The organism is Lentzea kristufekii, assembly GCF_033949925.1.
In the GTDB taxonomy this organism is placed as follows: Bacteria; Actinomycetota; Actinomycetes; order Mycobacteriales; family Pseudonocardiaceae; genus Lentzea; species Lentzea kristufekii.
The window spans coordinates 268,977-289,769 of sequence record NZ_JAXAVV010000009.1; the positions used below are offsets into that span (position 1 = coordinate 268,977).

Annotated in this window: 14 protein-coding genes; 12 read left to right on the forward strand and 2 right to left on the reverse strand. The window is 69.8% G+C overall.

Annotation, left to right across the window (positions count from 1 at the left end):
* Positions 1-157: 157 nt before the first annotated feature.
* The 6 genes from SK571_RS20400 to araA all read left to right on the forward strand — a co-directional run bounded on the left by SK571_RS20400 (position 158) and on the right by araA (position 10,163).
* Entirely contained in the window at positions 158-2,629 is a 2,472-nt protein-coding gene (locus SK571_RS20400; protein ID WP_319985679.1) for an alpha-L-arabinofuranosidase C-terminal domain-containing protein, read from the forward strand.
* Positions 2,626-4,065 carry a family 43 glycosylhydrolase gene (locus SK571_RS20405; protein ID WP_319985680.1) on the forward strand — a complete coding sequence of 480 codons (1,440 nt, stop codon included), beginning with the start codon at positions 2,626-2,628 and terminating at the stop codon, positions 4,063-4,065. The genes SK571_RS20400 and SK571_RS20405 overlap by 4 nt, the downstream gene beginning before the upstream one ends.
* Positions 4,066-4,173: 108 nt before the next feature.
* On the forward strand, positions 4,174-5,160 hold the full coding sequence (locus SK571_RS20410; protein ID WP_406602010.1) for a LacI family DNA-binding transcriptional regulator: 987 nt from the start codon (positions 4,174-4,176) through the stop codon (positions 5,158-5,160).
* A gap of 1,156 nt (positions 5,161-6,316) precedes the next feature.
* Positions 6,317-7,990: a ribulokinase gene (gene araB / locus SK571_RS20415; protein WP_319985746.1), complete on the forward strand. Its 1,674-nt coding sequence runs from the start codon at positions 6,317-6,319 to the stop codon at positions 7,988-7,990.
* Positions 7,990-8,643 (forward strand): L-ribulose-5-phosphate 4-epimerase, encoded by a 654-nt coding sequence (locus SK571_RS20420; RefSeq protein WP_319985682.1) that lies wholly within the window; start codon positions 7,990-7,992, stop codon positions 8,641-8,643. Before araB ends, SK571_RS20420 begins: the two co-directional genes overlap by 1 nt.
* A 17-nt stretch (positions 8,644-8,660) precedes the next feature.
* The gene (araA, locus tag SK571_RS20425) at positions 8,661-10,163 is read left to right on the forward strand and encodes an L-arabinose isomerase (RefSeq protein ID WP_319985683.1); all 1,503 of its coding nucleotides are present in this window, start codon (positions 8,661-8,663) and stop codon (positions 10,161-10,163) included.
* On the opposite strand, the gene SK571_RS20430 is transcribed toward araA, so the two are convergent.
* On the reverse strand, positions 10,133-10,960 hold the full coding sequence (locus SK571_RS20430) for an alpha/beta fold hydrolase (RefSeq protein ID WP_319985684.1): 828 nt from the start codon (positions 10,958-10,960) through the stop codon (positions 10,133-10,135). The genes araA and SK571_RS20430 overlap by 31 nt on opposite strands.
* 155 nt (positions 10,961-11,115) lie before the next feature.
* Between SK571_RS20430 and SK571_RS20435 the strand changes: the two genes are divergently transcribed.
* The 3 genes from SK571_RS20435 to SK571_RS20445 all read left to right on the forward strand — a co-directional run bounded on the left by SK571_RS20435 (position 11,116) and on the right by SK571_RS20445 (position 15,033).
* Positions 11,116-11,883 (forward strand): hypothetical protein, encoded by a 768-nt coding sequence (locus SK571_RS20435; protein ID WP_319985685.1) that lies wholly within the window; start codon positions 11,116-11,118, stop codon positions 11,881-11,883.
* 157 nt (positions 11,884-12,040) lie between these two features.
* Positions 12,041-14,017, forward strand: a complete 1,977-nt coding sequence (locus tag SK571_RS20440) for an RICIN domain-containing protein (RefSeq protein ID WP_319985686.1) — start codon at positions 12,041-12,043, stop codon at positions 14,015-14,017.
* A gap of 74 nt (positions 14,018-14,091) precedes the next feature.
* Positions 14,092-15,033: a cellulose binding domain-containing protein gene (locus SK571_RS20445; RefSeq protein ID WP_319985687.1), complete on the forward strand. Its 942-nt coding sequence runs from the start codon at positions 14,092-14,094 to the stop codon at positions 15,031-15,033.
* On the opposite strand, the gene SK571_RS20450 is transcribed toward SK571_RS20445, so the two are convergent.
* The gene (locus SK571_RS20450) at positions 15,034-16,017 is read right to left on the reverse strand and encodes a LacI family DNA-binding transcriptional regulator (protein ID WP_319985688.1); all 984 of its coding nucleotides are present in this window, start codon (positions 16,015-16,017) and stop codon (positions 15,034-15,036) included. It lies immediately after the preceding gene.
* A 73-nt stretch (positions 16,018-16,090) separates the two neighbouring features.
* Between SK571_RS20450 and SK571_RS20455 the strand changes: the two genes are divergently transcribed.
* From SK571_RS20455 to SK571_RS20465, 3 genes are all read left to right on the forward strand, one after another.
* A complete protein-coding gene (locus SK571_RS20455) occupies positions 16,091-17,263 on the forward strand; it encodes an MFS transporter (protein WP_319985689.1) in 1,173 nt (390 codons plus the stop codon).
* 276 nt (positions 17,264-17,539) lie between these two features.
* On the forward strand, positions 17,540-19,723 hold the full coding sequence (locus tag SK571_RS20460) for a pectinesterase family protein (protein ID WP_319985690.1): 2,184 nt from the start codon (positions 17,540-17,542) through the stop codon (positions 19,721-19,723).
* On the forward strand, positions 19,720-20,595 hold the full coding sequence (locus SK571_RS20465; RefSeq protein ID WP_211335798.1) for a carbohydrate ABC transporter permease: 876 nt from the start codon (positions 19,720-19,722) through the stop codon (positions 20,593-20,595). Before SK571_RS20460 ends, SK571_RS20465 begins: the two co-directional genes overlap by 4 nt.
* Positions 20,596-20,793 lie beyond the last annotated feature (198 nt).

A 20,793-nucleotide genomic window follows, 5' to 3' on the forward strand; every position in this document is an offset into this window, starting at 1 on the left:
CCTCCGGGGTGACGACGGTGTCGCGGAGCTCGACCGCGTGTCCGCGGTTGTCAGGTGGACAAGAGTGAACGCTCACAACTGTCGCGTCAAGGTCTTGCTCGTAACGAGTTCGCAGCCCTATGTTAACGCTCACTTCCGAGCTTGGGGAGGAAAACCCGTGCCCCGCAAGCACGTCCTGTTGAGCGCCGCTCTCGCGGCCAGTCTCCTGGTCGCCGTTCCCGGATCGGGAGCGGCCGCCGACACCGACTACACGCTCAAGATCGACGCCACGAAGAAGGGCGCGTACATCGACGACTCGATGTACGGCGTCTTCTTCGAGGACATCAACCGCGCAGCCGACGGCGGCCTGTACGCCGAGCTCGTGCAGAACCGCTCGTTCGAGTACGACCCGGCGGACAACGCGAGCTACCACGGCCTGACCTCCTGGGCGCCGCACAGCGGCACCGTGGACCTCGCCGACGACGCCGGCCGGATGAACGAGCGCAACCGCCGCTACCTGAAGCTGGGCCTGCCCGCCGGGGTCATCAACTCCGGCTACAACAGCGGCATCTCCGTCCGGAGCGGTCAGCGCTACGACTTCTCCGTCTGGGCGCGCACCGACCAGGCGAGCACCCCGCTCACCGCCACGATCACCGACCCCGCCGGAGCCGCTCTGGGCGATCCGGTGCAGGTCCAGGTCCGCGGCGACGGCTGGGCACGCTACACCGGAACGATCCGCGCGAAGAAGACCTCGACGACCGGCAGGCTGCTGGTCACCGGCGGCGGCGCCGGAACGCTGCGCCTCGACATGGTCTCGCTGATGCCCCAGGACACCTTCAAGGGCCACGGCCTGCGCCGCGACCTGGCCGAGAAGATCGCCGCGCTCAAACCCGGCTTCGTCCGGTTCCCCGGCGGCTGCCTGGTCAACACCGGCAGCCACTACGGCTACGACGCGCCGAACTTCGAGCGCCGCCGCTCGTACCAGTGGAAGGACACCATCGGCCCGGTCGAGCAGCGCGCCACCAACTGGAACTTCTGGGGCTACAACCAGTCCTACGGCCTCGGCTACTACGAGTACTTCCAGTTCTCCGAGGACATCGGCGCCATGCCGCTGCCGGTCGTGCCCGCGCTGGTCACCGGCTGCGGCCAGAACCGCGCCACGGACGACCCGGCGTTGCTGGCCAGGCACGTCCAGGACACGCTCGACCTGATCGAGTTCGCCAACGGTCCCGCCGACTCCACCTGGGGCCGCAAGCGCGCCGAGATGGGGCACCCCAAGCCGTTCAAGCTGACCCACCTCGCGGTCGGCAACGAGGAGAACCTGCCCGACGAGTTCATGGCTCGCTTCACGAAGTTCCGCGACGCCATCAACGCGAAGTACCCGGACATCACCGTCGTCAGCAACACCGGCCCCGACGACACCGGCGGCACGTTCGACCGCCTGTGGCAGCTGAACAAGCAGGCCGGCGTGAAGATGGTCGACGAGCACTACTACAACAGCCCGAGCTGGTTCCTGGAGAACAACAACCGCTACGACTCCTACGACCGCAACGGTCCCAAGGTGTTCCTCGGCGAGTACGCCTCGCTGGACAACAGGTACTTCAACGCGCTGAGCGAAGCGGCGTTCATGACCGGCCTCGAACGCAACGCCGACGTCGTGAAGCTCGCGTCGTACGCGCCGCTGCTGGCCAACGAGGACTACGTCCAGTGGCGCCCGGACATGATCTGGTTCAACAACCACGCGTCGTGGGGCTCGGCGAGCTACGAGATGCAGAAGCTCTTCATGACCAACGTGGGCGACCACGTCGTGCCGAGCACCGCGTCCGCCACGCCGTCCACCCAGGCGCCGATCACCGGTGCCATCGGGCTCTCGACCTGGGCGACCGCGGCCACCTACGACGACGTGAGCGTGACCAGCGCGTCCGGTCAGGCGTTGTTCAACGACGACTTCTCCGGCACCGACGCGCAGTGGACGAAGTCGGGCCGCGGTGCCTGGAACGTCGTGAACGGCGCCTACGTCCAGTCCGACGCCGCGGCCGAGGACACCCTCGTCACGGCGGGCGACAAGAGCTGGCGTGACTACACGCTGAACCTCAAGGCCACCAAGCAGGCCGGGCGCGAGGGCTTCCTCGTCGCGTTCGGCGTGCAGGACACCGGCAACTACTACTGGTGGAACCTCGGTGGCTGGAACAACACCCAGTCCGCGGTGGAGAAGGCCGTCGGCGGCGCCAAGAGCACGCTGATGACCAACGGCACGCGCATCGACACCGGCCGCACGTACGACGTGCGGGTCGAGGTCCGCGGACGCCACGTCGCGTTGTTCCTCGACGGCCAGAAGTGGGGCGAGTTCACCGACGACAAGCTCGCCGAGCCGTTCCGCCAGGTCGTCACCCGCGACCTCGCCACCGGTGAGCTGATCGTCAAGGTGGTCAACGCGCAGGACAACGCCGCTCGCACGCGCATCGACCTCGGCGTGCCGGTGGCCTCGACGGCGCGGGCGACCGTGCTGCAGGGCCGTCCCGACGACGTGAACACCGAGTTCAGCCAGCCGATCCGCGCTCGTGCCGAGCAGGTCAGGGTGGCGAGCAGCTTCACCCACACGTTCCCGCCCAACTCCGTCACGTTCCTCCGGATCAGGAGCCGCTCGTGATCTCCCGACGTTCTCTGCTGGCCACGGGTGGCGTGCTCGCCGCGACCGGGGCGCTCAGCTCCGCCGCGCCCGCCGCCACCGCCGCCCCCGAACCCGGGGCAGGGCTGCCGACCCGCAACCCGCTCGTCGAACAGCGCGCCGACCCGTTCATCACGCCGCCGACCGACGGCATGTACTACCTGACCGGGTCCGTGCCCGAGTACGACCGGGTCGTCATCCGCGGAGCGTCCACTCTGGACGGTCTGTCCGCCGCCCGTGAGCGCACCATCTGGCGGCGGCCCGCTTCGGGCCGGATGGGCGGCTACATCTGGGCGCCGGAGCTGCACCGCATCGACGGCAAGTGGTACGTCTACTTCGCCGCCGGTGACAAGGACGAACCGTTCCGGATCCGCACCTACGTGCTGGAGTCGCCGAACGCCGACCCGCGTGAGGGCGGCTGGGTGCTGCGCGGGCAGATGGAGACGGCGTGGGACACGTTCACCCTGGACGCGACCACGTTCGCGCACCGGGGCAAGCGCTACTTCCTGTGGGCGCAGAGCGAACCCGGCATCGCCACCAACACCAACCTCTACATCGCCGAGATGGCCTCGCCGCTCGCGCTGAAGACCGCCCCGGTGCGCATCGCGACGCCGACGTTGTCGTGGGAGGTGCAGGGCTTCAAGGTGAACGAGGGGCCCGCGGTGCTGGTCCGCAACGGTCGCGTGTTCGTGACGTTCTCCGCGAGCGCCACCGACGCCCGTTACTGCATGGGCCTGCTGACCGCCGACGAGAACGCGAACCTCCTCGACGCGCGGTCGTGGACGAAGTCGCCGAACCCGGTGTTCACGACAAATGTCGCCACTTCGCAGTACGGGCCGGGACACAACTCGTTCACCACGGTGGGTTCCACCGACGTGCTCGTCTACCACGCCCGCGACTACCGCGACATCACCGGCGACCCGCTGTTCGACCCGAACCGGCACACCCGCGTTCAGAAGCTCCACTGGAACGCGGACGGCACACCGTCGTTCGGCGTTCCCGTCGGTCGCGGCGGACCGATCGTGCGGTTGTCACCTGTGGACGCGCCTTCGCTGGTGGTGCGGCACTACGAGTACCGGCTGCGGGTCGACGGCAACGTCCGCGACCTGGGCGACAGCCAGTTCCGCTTCGTGCCGGGCTTTCTCGGTGCCGGCACGGTCGCGCTGCAGTCGGTGAACTTCCCGGACCGGTACGTGCGGGTGGACGGGGACATGATCCGCATCGACCCGTTCGAGGACACCGACGCGTACGGCCGTGCGGCGAGTTTCGTTCGTGTACCAGGACTTGCGGACGGTGGCGCGGTGTCGCTGCGTGTCGGAGCGGACACGTATCTCGCCCATGACAACGGTCGCGTGGTGTTGTCCAGACCAGGAAGGGACCGCGACGCGCGCCGACGTGCCACATTCCGACTCGAATAAGTGGACAATGAGCACTGCATCGAAGCCGACCTGGTGTTATCGCTAACATCACCGGCTCAGATCGAAGATCGGAGACCGCTCGTGGAGAAGACGTCGCGTGACCCCGCGATGACCGACGTGGCACGACTTGCCGGGGTGTCGCACCAGACGGTCTCGCGTGTGCTCAACAACCACCCGAACGTCCGCGAGCAGACCCGGCTGCGGGTGAAGGCGGCCATCAAGGAGCTCGACTACCGGCCCAACCGCGCGGCCCGCGCGCTGGTCACCGGCAAGACGCAGCTCATCGGCGTGGTCGCGCAGAACTCGACGCTGTACGGCCCGGCCTCGTTGCTGTCCGCCTTCGAGGAGGCGGCGGGCGAGGCCGGGTTCGCGGTCAGCGTCGGCAGGGTCAAGGTCCTGGACCGCGACTCCATCGCCGCCGCCGTGGAACGCCACCGCGACCAGCGCGTGGCAGGCATCGTGGTCATCGCACCGAACTCGTCCGCGGCAGACGCCCTGGCCGACGTCCCGGCCGGAGTCCCACTGGTGACCGTGGACGGCGACCCGGATCGCCCCACCCCGCTCGTAACGGTCGACCAGGCGACCGGCGCCTTCGACGCCACGAAGCACCTGATCGACGCGGGCCACGAGACGGTCTGGCACGTATCCGGCCCCGCCGACTGGTTCGACGCGGCGGGCCGCGTGGAGGGCTGGCGCGCGGCGCTGGACGCCACCTCGGCCGAGGTGCCACCGGTGGTGGCGGCCGACTGGAGCGCGGCGTCGGGCTACCGGGCAGGGCAGATGCTCGCCAGGATGCCCGAGGTGACGGCCGTGTTCTGCTCCAACGACCACCTCGCCCTCGGCGTGCTGCGCGCGATGAGCGAGCGCGGCAGGAACGTGCCGCACGACGTCAGCGTCGTGGGCTTCGACGACGTGCCCGAGGCCGCGTACTTCATCCCGCCACTGACCACCGTGCGCCCGGACTTCGCCGCGGTGGCACGCGAGACGCTCGGTCTGCTGCTCGAGCAGTTCAGTGACGGGGAGACGGCCCGGCCGCAGCGGACGGTCGCGCCGAAGCTGGTGAAGCGGGACAGCGTGGCACCGCCGCCCCGGTAGGCGGGGGCTGGGCGAGGTCGGGCTGGGTGAGGCCGGGCTGAGCGAGGCCGGGCTGTGTGAGGCCGGGCTGTGTGAGGCCGGGCTGGGCGACGTCGGGCTGGGCGACGTCGGGCTGGGCGACGTCGGGCTGGGCGACGTCGGGCTGGGCGAAGTTGGCTGGGTGAGGTCGGCTGGGCTGAGTCGGGCTCGGCAGAAGTCGGGCTGGGCGAGGTCGGCCGGGCGACGTAGGCCGGAGGCAACCGCCTCGCCGCACAGGTGACCGGGCACGCGCCGGCGCGGCAAGCTGGGCGGTCAAGGTCTGGCTGGGCAAGGGTTGTTGGAAGAGCAGCCACCCTCGCCGAAGGCTCGCCGCCAAGTGATTGCGGCACCCACCGGGTGGGCGAGCACGGCTGGGCAAGCGCCGGCTGGGCAAGCACCGGCTGGGCACGTATCGGCTGGCCAAGCACTGGCTGGGCAAGCATCGGCTTCGCCAAGCGGCGGCTGGGCAACGTAGGCCGGGGAGCAGCCGCGCTCGCCGCGGACTCGCTGCACAGTGATTGCGGTATGCACCTGCTGGGCGGGCATCAGCCGGGCAGGCACCTGCCGGGCAGTGGCACCGACTGGGCAGTGGCACCGACTGGGCAGTGGCACCGACTGGGCAACGTCCGACTGGGCAACGTCCGACTGGGCACGGTTGGGTCGAGCAAGGTTTGGCCGGGGAGCAGCCGCCTTCGCCGGAGGCTCGCTGCACAGTGACTGCGGCACACACGCACGAGCTGTGGCGCCTGCACCAGCTGCGGCGCCCGCACGAGCTGTGGCGCCCGCACCGACTGCGGTGCAGGTACCAACCGTGGCGCCCGCACGAGCTGTGGCGCCCGCACCGACTGCGGTGCAGGTACCAACCGTGGCGCCCGCACCAGCTGTAGCGCCCGCACCACCTGGCGCACACGCCCCTCCGGTACGCACCGGACCGGCACGCGCTGGCCCAGGGCGCGCGAGCGCCCTTTCGCGCCAGCCCGTTCCCCCACGCGGCGCCTGCTCCGCACCGGTCCCGACGAGGACCGGATTGTCGTGCGCTCACCTCCCACCCATTTCCCGCGCTCGCAGGGAAATCACGATGTATCGGGCACATCTTGACTCCCTGATTGTTAGCGATAACACTCAGGTCGTGACTGACATGACGATCGACCGCGACGCGTGCGTGGTGGGTGTCGACTTCGGCACGCTGTCCGGCCGCGCCGTGGTCGTGCGCGTCCGCGACGGCGCGGAGCTCGGCACCGCTGTGCACGAGTACCGCCACGGAGTGGTGGACCAGGTGCTGCCCGCTACCGGCCGGCCGCTGCCGCCGGAGTGGGCGCTGCAGGTCCCGGCCGACTACCTCGACGTCCTGCGCACCGCCGTCCCGCAGGCTGTCGAGGCGGCCGGGATCTCCGCGGATCAGGTGATCGGCATCGGGACCGACTTCACCGCCTGCACGATGGTGCCGGTCACCGCGGACGGCACGCCGCTGTGCGACCTGCCGGAGTTCGCGGAGAACCCGCACGCCTACATCAAGCTCTGGCGCCACCACGCCGCGCAGCCGCAGGCCGACCGGATCAACGAGCTCGCGCACCAGCGCAAGGAGCCGTGGCTCGCGCGTTACGGCGGTCTGATCTCTTCGGAGTGGGAGTTCGCGAAGGGCCTTCAGGTGCTGGAGGAGGCGCCTGAGGTCTACGCGGCGATGGCGCACTGGGTCGAGGCCGCGGACTGGATCGTCTGGCAGCTCACCGGCACCTACACGCGCAACGCCTGCACCGCCGGGTACAAGGGCATCCACCAGGACGGCCGGTATCCGAGCGACGACTTCCTCGCCGAGCTCAACCCCGACTTCGCGACCTTCGTCGCGGACAAGCTCGACCACCCGCTGTCCGCGCTCGGCGATCGGGCCGGTGAACTGACCGCGCAGGCCGCCGAGTGGACCGGGCTGCGCCAGGGCATCGCGGTGGCGGTCGGCAACGTCGACGCCCACGTGACGGCGCCCGCCGCGCAGGCCGTCGGTCCCGGCCAGATGGTCGCGATCATGGGCACCTCCACGTGCCACGTGATGAGCGGTGACGTGCTGCGCGAGGTGCCGGGCATGTGCGGCGTCGTCGACGGCGGCATCGTGCCGGGGCTGTGGGGGTACGAGGCCGGGCAGAGCGGTGTCGGCGACATCTTCGCGTGGTTCCTGCGCAACCAGGTGCCGCCCGCCTACCACGAGGAGGCGAGCGAGCGCGGCATCACGGTGCACGAGCTGCTCTCCGAGCTCGCGGCGCGGCAGGAGGTCGGCGAGCACGGGCTCGTCGCGCTCGACTGGCACAGCGGCAACAGGTCCGTGCTGGTCGACCACGAACTCTCCGGTGTGGTCGTCGGCCAGACGCTCGCCACGAAGGCCGAGGACGTCTACCGCGCGCTGCTGGAGGCCACGGCGTTCGGCACCCGGATGATCATCGACACCTTCACCGACGCGGGCGTGCCGGTGACCGAGTTCGTCATCGCCGGCGGGCTCATCAAGAACACGCTGATGATGCAGATCTACGCCGACGTCGTGAACCTGCCGCTGTCGGTGATCGGCTCGGAGCAGGGGCCCGCGCTCGGCTCCGCGATGCACGCCGCGGTGGCGGCGGGCGCGTACCAGGACATCCGCGAGGCGTCGGACTCGATGGGATCGGTGCGGCGCAACGTTTTCACACCCGTCCAGGAGAACGTCGAGGCGTACGAACGGCTCTTCCACGACTACCTGGAGCTGCACGACTACTTCGGCAGGGGTGCCAACGACGTCATGCACCGGCTGCGCGAGTACCGCCGCGCCGCCCTGGAGGGGAAGAGCTGATGTCCGCAACGGCAGAACTGCGCCGCACGGTCGCCGAACTCCACCGCGAGCTGACCCGCTACGAGCTGGTGAGCTGGACGGCGGGCAACGTGTCGGCGCGCGTGCCCGACCACGAGCTGATGGTGATCAAGCCGTCCGGGGTGTCCTACGACGAGCTCGGACCGCACGCGATGGTCGTGACCGACCTGCACGGCAAGCTCGTCGAGGGTGAGCTCGCGCCGTCCTCCGACACCGCGGCCCACGCGTACGTGTACCGGCACATGCCCCACGTCGGCGGTGTCGTGCACACGCATTCTCCTTACGCGACAGCGTGGGCGGCGCGCGGTGAGCCCATTCCGTGCGTGCTCACCATGATCGCGGACGAGTTCGGCGGCGACATACCGGTCGGGCCGTTCGCGTTGATCGGCGACGACTCGATCGGCAAGGGGATCGTGGAGACCCTCAGCACCAGCAGGTCTCCGGCCGTGCTGATGCGCAACCACGGCCCGTTCACCGTCGGCGCGACCGCCCGCGCCGCCGTGAAAGCCGCGGTGCTGGTGGAAGACGTCGCCCGCACCGTCCACTTCGCACTCCAGCTCGGCAAGCCCGACGTGATCGAGCAACAGCACGTCGACCGGCTCTACGAGCGCTACCAGAACGTTTACGGCCAGTGAGCCCAGAAGGAGAGCACATGCCGGACAAGCCCCAGATCTGGTTCCTCACCGGCAGCCAGCACCTCTACGGCCCCGAGACGCTCGACCAGGTCGCGGCCCAGTCCCAGCAGATCCAGCGGATGCTCACCGACTCCAGCCGGATCAGCGCGGAGATCGTGTGGAAGCCGGTGCTGACCGACTCCGGCGCCATCCGCGCGATCATGCAGGAGGCGAACAACGACCCGTCGTGCGTCGGTGTGATCGCGTGGATGCACACGTTCTCGCCCGCGAAGATGTGGATCACCGGGCTGGACCTGCTGCGCAAACCGTTGCTGCACCTGCACACGCAGCTCAACGAGGCGTTGCCGTGGTCCACCATCGACATGGACTTCATGAACCTCAACCAGGCCGCGCACGGCGACCGCGAGTTCGCCTACGTGCAGACCAGGATCGGGGTGGCGCGCAAGACGGTCGCCGGGCACGCGAGTGATCCCGTGGTGGCCGAGCGGATCGACGGCTGGGCCCGCGCCGCCGCCGGTCGCGCTCACCTGCGCGGCCTGAAGCTGGCCCGGTTCGGCGACAACATGCGCGACGTCGCCGTGACCGAGGGCGACAAGGTCGAGGCGGAGCTGCGGTTCGGCGTCTCGGTCAACACCTACGGCGTCAACGACCTCGTCGCCGTGGTCGACGCCGTGCCCGACGCGAGCATCGACCTGCTCGTCGCCGACTACGCCGAGACCTACCGGCTTTCGGCGGAGCTGGCGCGCGGGGGACAGCGGCACGACTCGCTGCGGTACGCGGCCCGCATCGAGATCGGACTGCGGTCCTTCCTGGACGACGGCGGGTTCGGGGCGTTCACCACGAACTTCCAGGACCTCGGCGGGTTGCGGCAGCTGCCGGGTCTCGCCGTGCAACGGCTGATGGCGGACGGCTACGGCTTCGGCGGCGAGGGCGACTGGAAGACCTCCGCGCTGCTCGCGGCCGTGAAGGCCATGGGCGCCGGCACCGGCCGCGGCACGTCGTTCATGGAGGACTACACCTACCACTTCGGGCCGGGCGAGCCGAAGATCCTCGGCGCGCACATGCTGGAGGTCTGCCCGACGATCGCCGCGGCCCAGCCGTCCTGCGAGATTCACCCGCTGGGCATCGGCGACCGGGAGGACCCGGTGCGGCTGGTGTTCGACGCGGCGTCCGGTCCCGCCGTGGTGGTCGGACTGGCCGACATGGGTGACCGGTTCCGCCTGGTGGCCAACGAGGTCACGGTGGTCCCGCCGGACGAGCCGTTGCCGAAGCTGCCGGTCGCACGGGCCGTGTGGCAGCCGGAGCCGTCGCTGTCGACGTCAGCGGAGTGCTGGCTCACCGCTGGCGGCCCGCACCACACGGTGATGACCCAGGCCGTCGGGGCCGAGGTGCTGCGCGACTTCGGGCAGATGGCCGCCACGGAGCTCGTGCTGATCGACTCCGCGACGACCCCGGCCTCGTTCACCGACCGGCTGCGCTGGAACTCCGCCTACCACCGCCTGGCGCTGGGAATCAGCTGACGAGCGTGGAACTCGGCGATCTGCCGCCACATCGCGACGGGGTTGGAGTACATGGGGAGATGCCCGCTGTGCGGGATCTCCGCCAGCTCCACCCCGTTCGCGTCGAGGATCGGCAGGTACGACAGGTTGGCGCACTGCTCGCCGTAGAGGTACATCTTCGGGCAGGGCAGTGACAGGAACTTCTGCAGCAGGTTCCCGTGGTCGGCGAGCTCGACCATCGACCGGAAGAGCGTCGGCACGGCGCCGCGCTGGACCTTGTTCGGAAGGTTCGCCGCGTACAGGCCGCCGCCGTAGCAGGGTGTCTCCCGGCTGCGTTCCGCGAGCTTGATGAGGTAGGCACCGGGATCGCGGTGGTTCAGCGCCTCCCTGCTCAGCACGCAGTCCTCGGGGGCGAGCACACCCTTGATGTTGACGAAGCTCAACACCCGGCCCGGTTCCTTGTGGGCCAGCAGGAGCGCCGTGAGCGCGCCCGTCGAGTGACCGACCACGTGGAACCTGCCGATGCCCGCGCGATCGAGCACCGCCCTCGCGGTCTCCGCCATGAACTGCAGGTCCACTTCACCCAGACCGGCGCACTCCGTGGCGCCGGCACCGGGTGCGTCGTAGGCGAGGAACGGGCGTCCGGCGAAGTCGTGCCGTTGGAGGACGTCGAGGTAGTCCTCCTTGCTCGTGCCGAATCCGTGCAGGAAGACGACAGGGGCGTCGACGCCCCCGCGGCGCACCGAAGCGACCTTGAGGTTCACCCCGTGGATGCGCAACGGGATCTGCTCGTGGACGACTCTGTCTGCCGATGGCATGGCTGTTCCCCGGTTCTTCGCAGGTGCGGTACTGCGGAATGAGTCGAGAGCATGCCATCAGCTGTGAACGCTCACAAGTGGTTGAACTTTTTGCTTTCCCGGTCCGTACTCCACTTGTGCCGGCACAAAACGTCCCCAAGTCGTGAGGTTCGAATATGTCGAGAGCGCATGCACGACCGCAACGGAGCAAGCGGGTGCTCGTGGCCGGAGTCGCCGTCGCCGCGACGTTGACCGCGGTGACCGCGGCCGTCGCCTTCGCCGGTGGGGAGACCGTCACCGGCTCGATCGCGTGCCCGCAGCCGGTCGTCCCGGCGGTGCCGGCCGCGGCGCAGGCCGAGGTCCAGCGAGAGCTGGCCAACCTCGACAAGCAGATCGCGGAGGCGAACAACCGGCTGCGCACGTCGGCCGGTGAAGGCGGGCCGAACTTCGTCCAGAACGCGATTCTGGGCCCGCTGGCGAGCAAGCGGGTCGCGGCGCTGAACCGCATCGAGACCGCCATCGGCAGGGTCGCGGAGAAGCCGGAGGGCCTGGAGAGGTTCGCGACCTGCGGGCTTGGTCAGGCACCCGCCGTGTCCGCGCCGCCGGCGACGACGCGACCGGCGTCCATGAGCGCGAACGCCGGTACCGGTTCGGCGGCTGGACGGGTCATCGAATGCCCGCTTCCGGTGGTGCAGAACGTTCCCGCGGCCGCACGCGCCGAAGTGGACCGCGAGCTCGCCAACCTCGGCAAGCAGCTGGCCGAGGCCAACGACAGGCTCCGCACGTCGGCCGGTCAGGGCGGGCCGAACTTCGTGCAGAACGCGATCCTGGGCCCGTTGGCCAGCAAGCGGGCCGCGGCGCTGGACCGGATCGCGATCTCCATCGACCGCGTGGGGGAACGGCCTCAAGGGCTGGAGCGCTTCGCCACCTGTTCGCTCAAGTAACTCTCCTCGGGGTTCGAGCGTGCAGGCCCGTCTCCTCGGGGGCGAGCGTTCCCAGGGGTCCTGCCGGACGGGTGCGCCTCCGTCCGGCAGGACCTTGACGCGCCAGTAGGTTATCGATAGATGTTAGCGTGAACATCGCGCGTTCAACGGAGAACCGATGACCAGAATTGTCGCTCTGCTCGCCGCTTCGGCGCTCACGCTCTCCACCGCGGCGCCTGCCACGGCCGCCGTCGAATCCGTCACCGTGAGACCGGATCCGACCTATCAGCAGGAGCCGTTCCAGGGCTGGGGCACGAGCCTGGTGTGGTTCGCCAACGCCACGGGTGGTTACCCGGACGAGATCCGCAACCAGCTGGCGGAACTGCTGTTCGGTGAGGACGGTCTCAACCTCAACATCGCGCGGTACAACGTCGGCGGCGGCAACGCCCCGGACGTGCCGGAGTACCTGCGCGCCGGTGCCGCGGTGCCCGGCTGGTGGAAGGCGCCTGCCGGAACCACCCGCACGGACACCGACTGGTGGAAGCCGGGCGACCCGCGTTTCTTCGACGCTGACGCGGACCCGCGTCAGCGGTGGTGGGTCGACCGGATCAAGCAGGACGTGACCCGATGGGAGTCGTTCAGCAACTCGCCGCCGTGGTTCCAGACCGTCAGCGGGTACGTCTCCGGTGGCTTCGACCCGAACGCGGACCAGTTGCGGGAGGACCGGATCGGCGACTTCGCCGCCTACCTCGCCCAGGCCACCGCCGAACTGGAACGGGCCCACGGCATCAAGTTCGCCACGGTCGACCCGTTCAACGAGCCCAACACCTCCTACTGGCGCACGACGCTCGGCCCGGACGGCAACCCGACGGGCGGACGGCAGGAAGGCGCCCACATCGGGCCCGCCCTGCAGGCGAAGGTGGTGCCCGCGATGGCACAGGCCTTGCGCGCCAACAAGCTCAAGGCGACGGTGTCCGCGCCGGACGAGACCAACCCCGGCATCTTCGCCGACGACTGGGCGGGTTATCCCGCCTCGGTGCGCGCCCAGGTCAGCCAGCTGAACGTGCACACGTACGGCACGGCGCGCCGCACGTCCGCCCGTGACATCGCCAAGGGCGCGGGCAAGCCGTTGTGGATGAGCGAGGTCGACGGGCACTGGGGTTCCGGGCAGAGCTTCACCAGCATGGAACCGGGCCTCGGCATCGCCGAGCGCGTGATCGACGACCTGCGCGAGCTGGAACCGCGCGCCTGGCTGCTGTGGCAGGCGGTCGAGGACTACAACAACATGACGCCCGGCGCCGAGTCCCCGGACGGCATGAACTGGGGCGTGATCCAGATCCCGTTCGACTGCGGGGCGCAGGACACGCTCGCGACGTGCCCGGCGCGCGTCAACACGAAGTTCCACGCGCTGCGCAACTTCACCCACTTCGTCAAGCCCGGTGACCGCCTCGTGAAGGTCAACACCACGACCGACGTGGCGGCGGTGCGCAACACCGAGCTGAAGTCCCTGGTGCACCTGAACAAGTCCGATCAGGCGCAGTCCGTGACGCTGGACCTGTCGGCGTTCGGATCGGTGCGGCAGAACGCTTCCGTCCGTCCGGTGGTGACGGACCAGCACGGCGCGTTGATGAAGGGCGCCGCCGTGCGCGTGAAGGACCGCAAGGCGACGCTGTCCGTGCCGGCGAAGTCGGTCACCACGTTCGAGGTGAGCGGGGTCAGCGGGGTGAACCGCGCGGCGGCTTTGGGTGGCGAGTACCGGCTCACCGGCGTGCAGAGCGGCAAGTCGCTCGCGCCGTCGGGCACCTCGCTCGTGCAGCGCACCACCGACCCGGCAGCGGCCGAGCAGGTGTGGCGCGTGGAACGCCGATCCGGCGGCTACGACAACCGCGCCCAGTTCTCCGTCATCAACGCCGCCACGGGCCAGCGGATCGCGGCAAGCGGTGGGAACGTCGTGCTGAGCTCCTCCGACAGCCCGGCCGCGAGATGGGTGCTCTCGTCGACCGGGGACGGCACGTGGACTTTCGTCAACCAGGAGAACGGAAGTCTGCTCGACGTGGTCGGCGAGTCGCGTGAGGACGGTGCCAGAATTGGTTTGTACCAAGCGACTTCCGGCGCCAACCAGCGTTGGTCGGTGACCGCCGTTCCGCGCAGGTAGTCCACTCCGAACGGTCGATTGAACCGGGCCCGTGACCCACTAGGGTTGTTGATGGTTCAACGACAATTGGGGTAGTGGTGGCGCGCAAGCACTGGCTCGTGGTTCTGGTCCTGCTCACCGGAGCCTGCACGGCAGGGCCGCCGTCGCCGACGCCGTCCACCCGCACGCCCTGGAAACCGCCCTCCCTCGTCAACGAGGACGCGCGGTACCAGGGCGTGCTGCACTTCGTGCGCGACGTGATCGACGGCCGGACCGTCGAGCTGGCGGATGGCACGAAGGCCCGCATCGCGCAGCTGGCGGAACCTCCGGCCTGCTGGGCCGAGGGCGCGCTGTCGTTCGCCAGGACGACGCTGCTGGCCAGCGCCGTCCGGATCAGTCCCGTCATCTCCGGCGACGTGAACCTGACGCTGGAGGACGGCACCGACTACGCGTTGCTCGCGGTGCGGCAAGGCGTGCTGCGGGCGCAGGGTGTCGATGGCGGCGCGCTGCTCACGGCGGAGTCCGAGGCGGCAGGGGCGAACAAGGGCCTGTGGGGACCGCCCTGTGACGGTCTCGACGCGCCCCTGCCTCCTGCCACCACTGCCCTCCCGGCGCCGGGCACGCCCGCGGTGCCGCCGCGGCCGGTTCCGGCTCCCTCGACCACGGTGCCTCCCCGTCCGGCGCCCACGACGACCGCGCCGCCGAAGCCGCCCGCACGGACGTGCGCGGTCTCCTATCGCATCTCCGGCCAGTGGCCCGGTGGTTTCCAAGCCAATGTGAGCGTGCGCAACACCGGTTCCAAGGCCGTCAACGGCTGGACGCTGCGGTGGAGCTTCGCGAACGGGCAGACCGTCACCGACATGTGGAACGCGAAAGCGCGGCAGTCCGGCGCGACCGTCGACGCCGCGAACGCCGACTACAACCCGCAGATCCAGCCGGGCGGTTCGGTGACGATCGGGTTCAACGGTTCGGTGCGGGGCGGGAACGCCGCTCCCAGCGTGTTCGCGCTCAACGGTCAGCCCTGCTCGGTCGAGTGATCACGCGCTGTCCCGCACGACGAGTGCGGAGGGGTAGAACGTCGCTCCGGAGATGTCGCGGCGGTCGAGGACGGCCTGTGCCGCCGCGGCGGCGATGTCCTCCACCGGGTGCGTGCTCGTCGTGAGCGCGGGGCGGCTGAGTCCGGCGAACGCGATGTCGTCGAACCCGGCGACGGCCACGTCCCCCGGCACCCGCACGCCCAGCGCGTGAAGTCCGTCGAGGACACCCAGCGCGGTGAGGTCGCTGAGCGCGAACACCGCGTCGGTGTCGGGCCACCGCGCCATGATCTCGGTGGCCGCCTCGGCGCCGCGGGCGGCCGTGAAGTCACCGGTGACGACCCGGGGTTCGGCACCGCTGTCGCGCAGCACCCGCCGGTAGGCGTCGACGGCGCGGTCGCAGCACGGCAGCCAGGCCGGCCCGGTGACCATCGCGATCCGGCGCCTGCCGGTGCGCACGAGGTGCCGCACGACCCCGTCCGTGCCGGCGCGGTTGTCGACGTCGAACGACGGCACGTGCCGCGCGCCGACCCCGACCGCGGCGACCCGGCCGCGCAGGGTCCGCGGCACGCTCTCCAGCGCAGGACGCGTCGGGTTCACGACCACCAGGCCACCGAGCCCGCGCCCGTCAGCCAGCCGGGCGAGTGAGCCTGGGTCGGCCAGGGGCAACCAGTGCAGGGAGACGCCGACCTCGCGCTCGGCGGCGACGTGGGCCGCCGAGGTCAGGACGCGGCCGACGTAGGGGTCGTCGAGCACGGCGGCGGTGTGGCCGATGACGGCGATCGCGAGGCGGGTGCCGGTGCGGGTGACCAGCGCGCGGGCGGAGGCGTCCGGCACGTAGCCGAGCGCCGCCACGGCCGCGGTCACCCTGTCCCGTGCCCGCGGCGATGCCGGACCCTGGCCGGTGACCACGCGCGAGGCGGTGGCCCGTGACACGCCTGCGGCCCGTGCCACGTCGTCGAGTGTCGCGGTGTGTTCTCCCGTCATCTCAGCAGTATTGCGGTGGAAGCGCTTCCATGTATGGGGTGGTGACTTCGTGTATCGAGAAAGGAGGACCGGGATGTCGGTCACGGTGCCCCGCAGTCAGGTCCGAGCCGCCGCCGCGGGGGTCGCGGTCACCTTCGGGCTCAACGGCGTGGCCGTGGCGACCTGGTTCGCCCGCGTGCCCGCCGCCCGGGACGCACTGGGCCTGACGCCCGGCGCGCTGGGGTTGCTGCTGCTGTCGATGTCCGTGGGCGCGTGCCTGGCGATGCTCACCGCGGGCGAGGTCACGCACCGGCTCAGGCCGAAACGGACGGTGAGCCTCTCGGCGGTGACGGTCGCCTTGGGACTCGCGGTGGCGGGCGTCGGCATCGGCGCCTACCCGTCGCCGGTGGTGACGGCGATCGGGATCTTCGTGCTCGGCTACGGCTCGGGCCTGTGCGACGTGGCGATGAACGTCGAGGCCGCGGAGGTGGAACGCGCGCTCGGCAAAACGGTGATGCCGCGCTTCCACGCCATGTGGAGCCTCGGCACGGTGGCCGCGGCCGGCCTGGCGTCGTTCGCGGCGTGGGCGGTTCTGCCCGTCACCGCACACCTGGCCGTGGTGGCCGTGGTGGTCGCCGGCGGCACGTTGCTGGCCGCGCGCACGTACAGCCTGGCCGCCGAGGCGGAACAAGGCAGCGGCAGCGGTGTGATGGCGGCGTGGCGGGAGCCCCGCACGTTGCTGATCGGGCTGCTGGTGCTGGTGCTGGCGTTCACCGAGGGCACCGCGAACGACTGGGTGGCGGTGGCGTTCATCGACGGTTACGAGGTCGACCCGGCCCTGGGCGCCCTGGTGTTCGGCGTGTTCGTCACGACGATGACGTTCGGCAGGATCTTCGGCACCATCGCGCTGGACCGCTGGGGCCGCGTGCCGGCGGTCGTCCTCTCGATGCTGCTGGCCGCCTCGGGCGTGACGCTGGCCGTGTTCGCCGGGTCGTTCGGCGTGGCGGTCGCCGGCGTGGCCGTCTGGGGACTCGGGACCGCGCTCGGTTTCCCGGTGGGCATGAGCGCGGCCGCCGACGATCCCGAACGCGCGGCGGCACGGGTCAGCGTCGTCGCGGTGATCGGCTACACCGCGTTCCTGGCGGGACCGCCGCTCGTGGGGTTGCTCGGCAACCAGATGGGGGTGTTGCGGGCCTTGCTGGTCGTGCCGCTGTTGTTGCTGCCCGCACTGGTGCTCACGCCTTCGCTGCGACAGCCCAAGGGCTGAGGTCCTCTCCGGCCCTCGAAGAACGAACGCCGCGATCGGCTTCCGATCGCGGCGTTCGTCTGTTTGCCGCATTCTGAAGCGCGCAGAATTGATCAACCGCTGATCCACCGTCCCGCGCATTCGACGGTATTCGATTCGAAGAATCGTCGAACGCCGGGACGAATCGTCGAATGAATTCACTTCGTTGACGCATGCCGGAAGCATTCGTAATACTCGGTTCACGATCGTGGACCTTGTTCAAGAATGTGAATCCTCCTTTCCGAAGGGTATTCCGTCATGCGGCTTTTCGTTGGCGCGCTGGTTCTGGCCTGCGCATCCACCGGGGTGGTGAGCCTTCCCGCGCACGCCGGTCACGACCCCGCGCGGCAGGTGCTGCCCGCGGGGGACGGCTGGGCGTCGGCCGGGCCGGGCACGACCGGGGGAGCGGCGGCCCCCACCGCGAACGTGCACGAGGTGCGCACGCGCGCCGAGCTCGTCGCGGCGCTCGCGGCCCCGGCTCCCCGGATCATCAAGGTCAGGGGAGTGATCGACGCGAACACCGGCGCGGACGGGAAACCGTTGCGGTGTGAGGACTACGCGACCGACGGCTACACGCTGGCCGGTTACCTCGCGGCGTACGACCCGGCGGTCTGGGGATGGGAGCGTGAACCCGAAGGGGCGCTCGAGGACGCTCGGGTGGCGTCGGCGAAGAAGCAGGAAGCGGTCATCGGGCTGAACGTCCTCGCGGACACCACGATCATCGGGGTCGGTCGCGGGGCCGGGATCACCGGCGGCAGCCTCAGGATCCACAACGCGCGCAACGTGATCGTGCGCAACCTGACCTTCCGCGACACCCGTGACTGCTTCCCGCAGTGGGATCCCACGGACAACAGTCCCGGCTCCCCGCCGGGCAACTGGAACTCGCTCTACGACTCGGTGTCGGTCCAGCGTTCCGAGAACGTGTGGGTCGACCACAGCACGTTCACCGACGAGCCGAACGTCGACAGCACCCAGCCGCTCCACTTCGGACGGCCGTACCAGGTGCACGACGGACAGCTCGACATCACGAACGGGTCCGACCTCGTCACCGTGTCCCGCAACGTCTTCGCCGAGCACGGCAAGACCATGCTGATCGGCTCGTCGAACTCCTCCACGACCGATCCGGGCAAGCTGCGGGTCTCGGTGCACCACAACGTCTTCCGCAACGTGCTGGAACGCGCGCCCCGCGTGCGGTTCGGCCAGGTGCACGTCTACAACAACCTGTACGAAGGCGCGCAGACCTACAGCTGGGGCGTCGGCGTCAAGTCGCAGATCTACGCGCAGAACAACTACATCGAGGGCATCGCGCCGGAGAAGATCGTCTACAACTGGGGCGGCACGGCGATCACCGACACCGGCAACCTCGTCGACGGCAAGCCGGTGAGCCTGGTGAACGCGCACAACGCGGCGTTCCCGGACAAGGCGCTCGGCACCGACGCCGGGTGGACGCCGACCCTCAACCGCGGACTCGAACCCGCGCACCGGATCAAGCACCTCCGAGCGGGCGCCCCACCGGCAGGACACCACATCGTGGTGGGCCAGGGGTTCGCCACCGTGCAGTCCGCGATCGACGCGGCACCGGCCGGAGGCGTGATCACGCTGCCGAAGGGCGTGTACCGGGAGGTCGTCAAGATCCCGGCGACCAAGAAGGACCTCACCCTGCGAGGTGCCACCGGACGCGCCCAGGACGTGGTGATCGACTTCGACAACGCCAGCGGCACCAAGAAGCCCGACGGCACCACCTACGGCACGACGGGCAGCGCCACCGCGACCATCGCGGCCGACGGGTTCACCGCCCGCGACGTCACCTTCCGCAACTCGTTCGACCGCAAGAAGCACCCGGAGATCACGGCCACGCAGGCCGTCGCGGTCAAGGCGACCGGCGATCGAATGCTGTTCGACCGCGTGCGCTTCGAAGGCCACCAGGACACCCTGTACGCCGACACCCCGGCCGTGAACACGCGGTCGCGGCAGTACTACCGGGACTGCGCTATCACCGGTGACGTCGACTTCCTCTTCGGCAGGGCGACGGCGGTCTTCGAACGGGCGACCATCACCGCGCTGAACCGCGGCAGCGACCCCAACGGGTACGTGACCGCCGCCAGCACGCGGAAGGACAACCCGCACGGCTTCCTGATCGTCAACTCGAAGATCCGCAGCGACGCCCCGGCCGGCACGTACTTCCTCGGCAGGCCCTGGCACCCCGGCGGTGACCCGGACGCGATCGCACAGGTCGTCATCCGCGACACCGAGCTGCCCGCGGCGATCAAACGCCAGCCGTGGACCGACATGTCCGGGTTCCCCTGGCGTGAAGCCAGGTTCGCCGAGTACCGCAACACCGGGCCCGGCGCCGGCACCGGAACCGACCGTCCCCAGCTCACCGACGAGCAGGCGCGGCAGCACACCAAGGCCGCCTACCTGAGCGGGTGGAACCCGGCGTGAGGACCCGCACGTGGGCGCCGTACGCCCTGATCGCCCCGACGCTCGTGCTGATGGCGGTGTTCCTGGTCTACCCGATCGCCAGCGTCGGGTGGTTCAGCCTTCGCCAGCACACCGTCACGCAGCCGTGGAAGAACGGCTTCATCGGCTTCGAGAACTTCCGGCGGATGCTGTTCGAGGACCAGCTGTTCTGGCAGAGCCTCGTGTTCAGCGCCAAGTGGGTGGTCGTCGAGGTCGGTCTGCAACTGGTGCTGGGACTCGTCCTCGCGCTGATCGTCAACGAGACGTTCGTCGGCCGGGCGATCGCGCGGGCGCTGGTGTTCTCGCCGTGGGCGGTGTCCGGCGTGCTCACCACCGGCATCTGGATCCTGCTCTACAACCCGTCGACGGGCATCTTCCAGCAGCTCGCCCAGTGGGGCATCGGTGATCCCGGCACGTCGGTGCTCGGTGATCCGGCGACCGTGTTCCCCGCGACCGTCATCACCGAGCTGTGGCGCGGGGTGCCGTTCTTCGCGATCCTGCTGCTCGCCGACCTGCAGACCATCCCGAACGACCTGTACGAGGCCGCGTCGGTCGACGGAGCGGGACGGTGGCGCAAGTTCATCAGCGTCACCCTGCCGCACCTGCGGGACGCGATCGTGCTGTCCACGTTGCTGCGCGCGGTGTGGGAGTTCAACAACGTCGACCTCATCTACACCCTCACCGGTGGCGGACCGGCGAACCAGACCACCACGCTGCCGCTCTACGTGGCTCGAAAAGCCGTCGACTCGCACGACTTCGGCTACGGCTCGGCGCTGACGATGGCCGGCTTCGTGATCCTGCTGTTCTTCTCCATCCTCTACCTGAGGCTGTCCAAGTTCGGGAGCAGGGCATGACCCAGACACTCAGCCGCCCGACGACGACGGTCGTGCCACCACCGGCGCCGCCGCGACGCAAGAAGCACCGCGACCCGAGCCGGTACTTCCGGCTGCACCTCCCGCTGGTGCTCTACCTGCTGTTCACGCTGATCCCGTTCTACTGGATGCTCGTCTTCGCGTTCCGGCCGACGGGCCAGACCTCGCTCGTGCCGTGGC

Excerpts from the sequence above, each read along its gene's own strand:
- araB (WP_319985746.1), top strand. The coding sequence starts at position 6,317 with ATGACGATCGACCGCGACGCGTGCGTGGTGGGTGTCGACTTCGGCACG.
- SK571_RS20410 (WP_406602010.1), top strand. The coding sequence starts at position 4,174 with ATGACCGACGTGGCACGACTTGCCGGGGTGTCGCACCAGACGGTCTCG.
- SK571_RS20460 (WP_319985690.1), top strand. The coding sequence starts at position 17,540 with ATGCGGCTTTTCGTTGGCGCGCTGGTTCTGGCCTGCGCATCCACCGGG.
- SK571_RS20440 (WP_319985686.1), top strand. The coding sequence starts at position 12,041 with ATGACCAGAATTGTCGCTCTGCTCGCCGCTTCGGCGCTCACGCTCTCC.
- SK571_RS20455 (WP_319985689.1), top strand. The coding sequence starts at position 16,091 with ATGTCGGTCACGGTGCCCCGCAGTCAGGTCCGAGCCGCCGCCGCGGGG.
- SK571_RS20430 (WP_319985684.1), bottom strand. The coding sequence starts at position 10,960 with ATGCCATCGGCAGACAGAGTCGTCCACGAGCAGATCCCGTTGCGCATC.
- SK571_RS20420 (WP_319985682.1), top strand. The coding sequence starts at position 7,990 with ATGTCCGCAACGGCAGAACTGCGCCGCACGGTCGCCGAACTCCACCGC.
- SK571_RS20435 (WP_319985685.1), top strand. The coding sequence starts at position 11,116 with ATGTCGAGAGCGCATGCACGACCGCAACGGAGCAAGCGGGTGCTCGTG.
- SK571_RS20450 (WP_319985688.1), bottom strand. The coding sequence starts at position 16,017 with ATGACGGGAGAACACACCGCGACACTCGACGACGTGGCACGGGCCGCA.
- araA (WP_319985683.1), top strand. The coding sequence starts at position 8,661 with ATGCCGGACAAGCCCCAGATCTGGTTCCTCACCGGCAGCCAGCACCTC.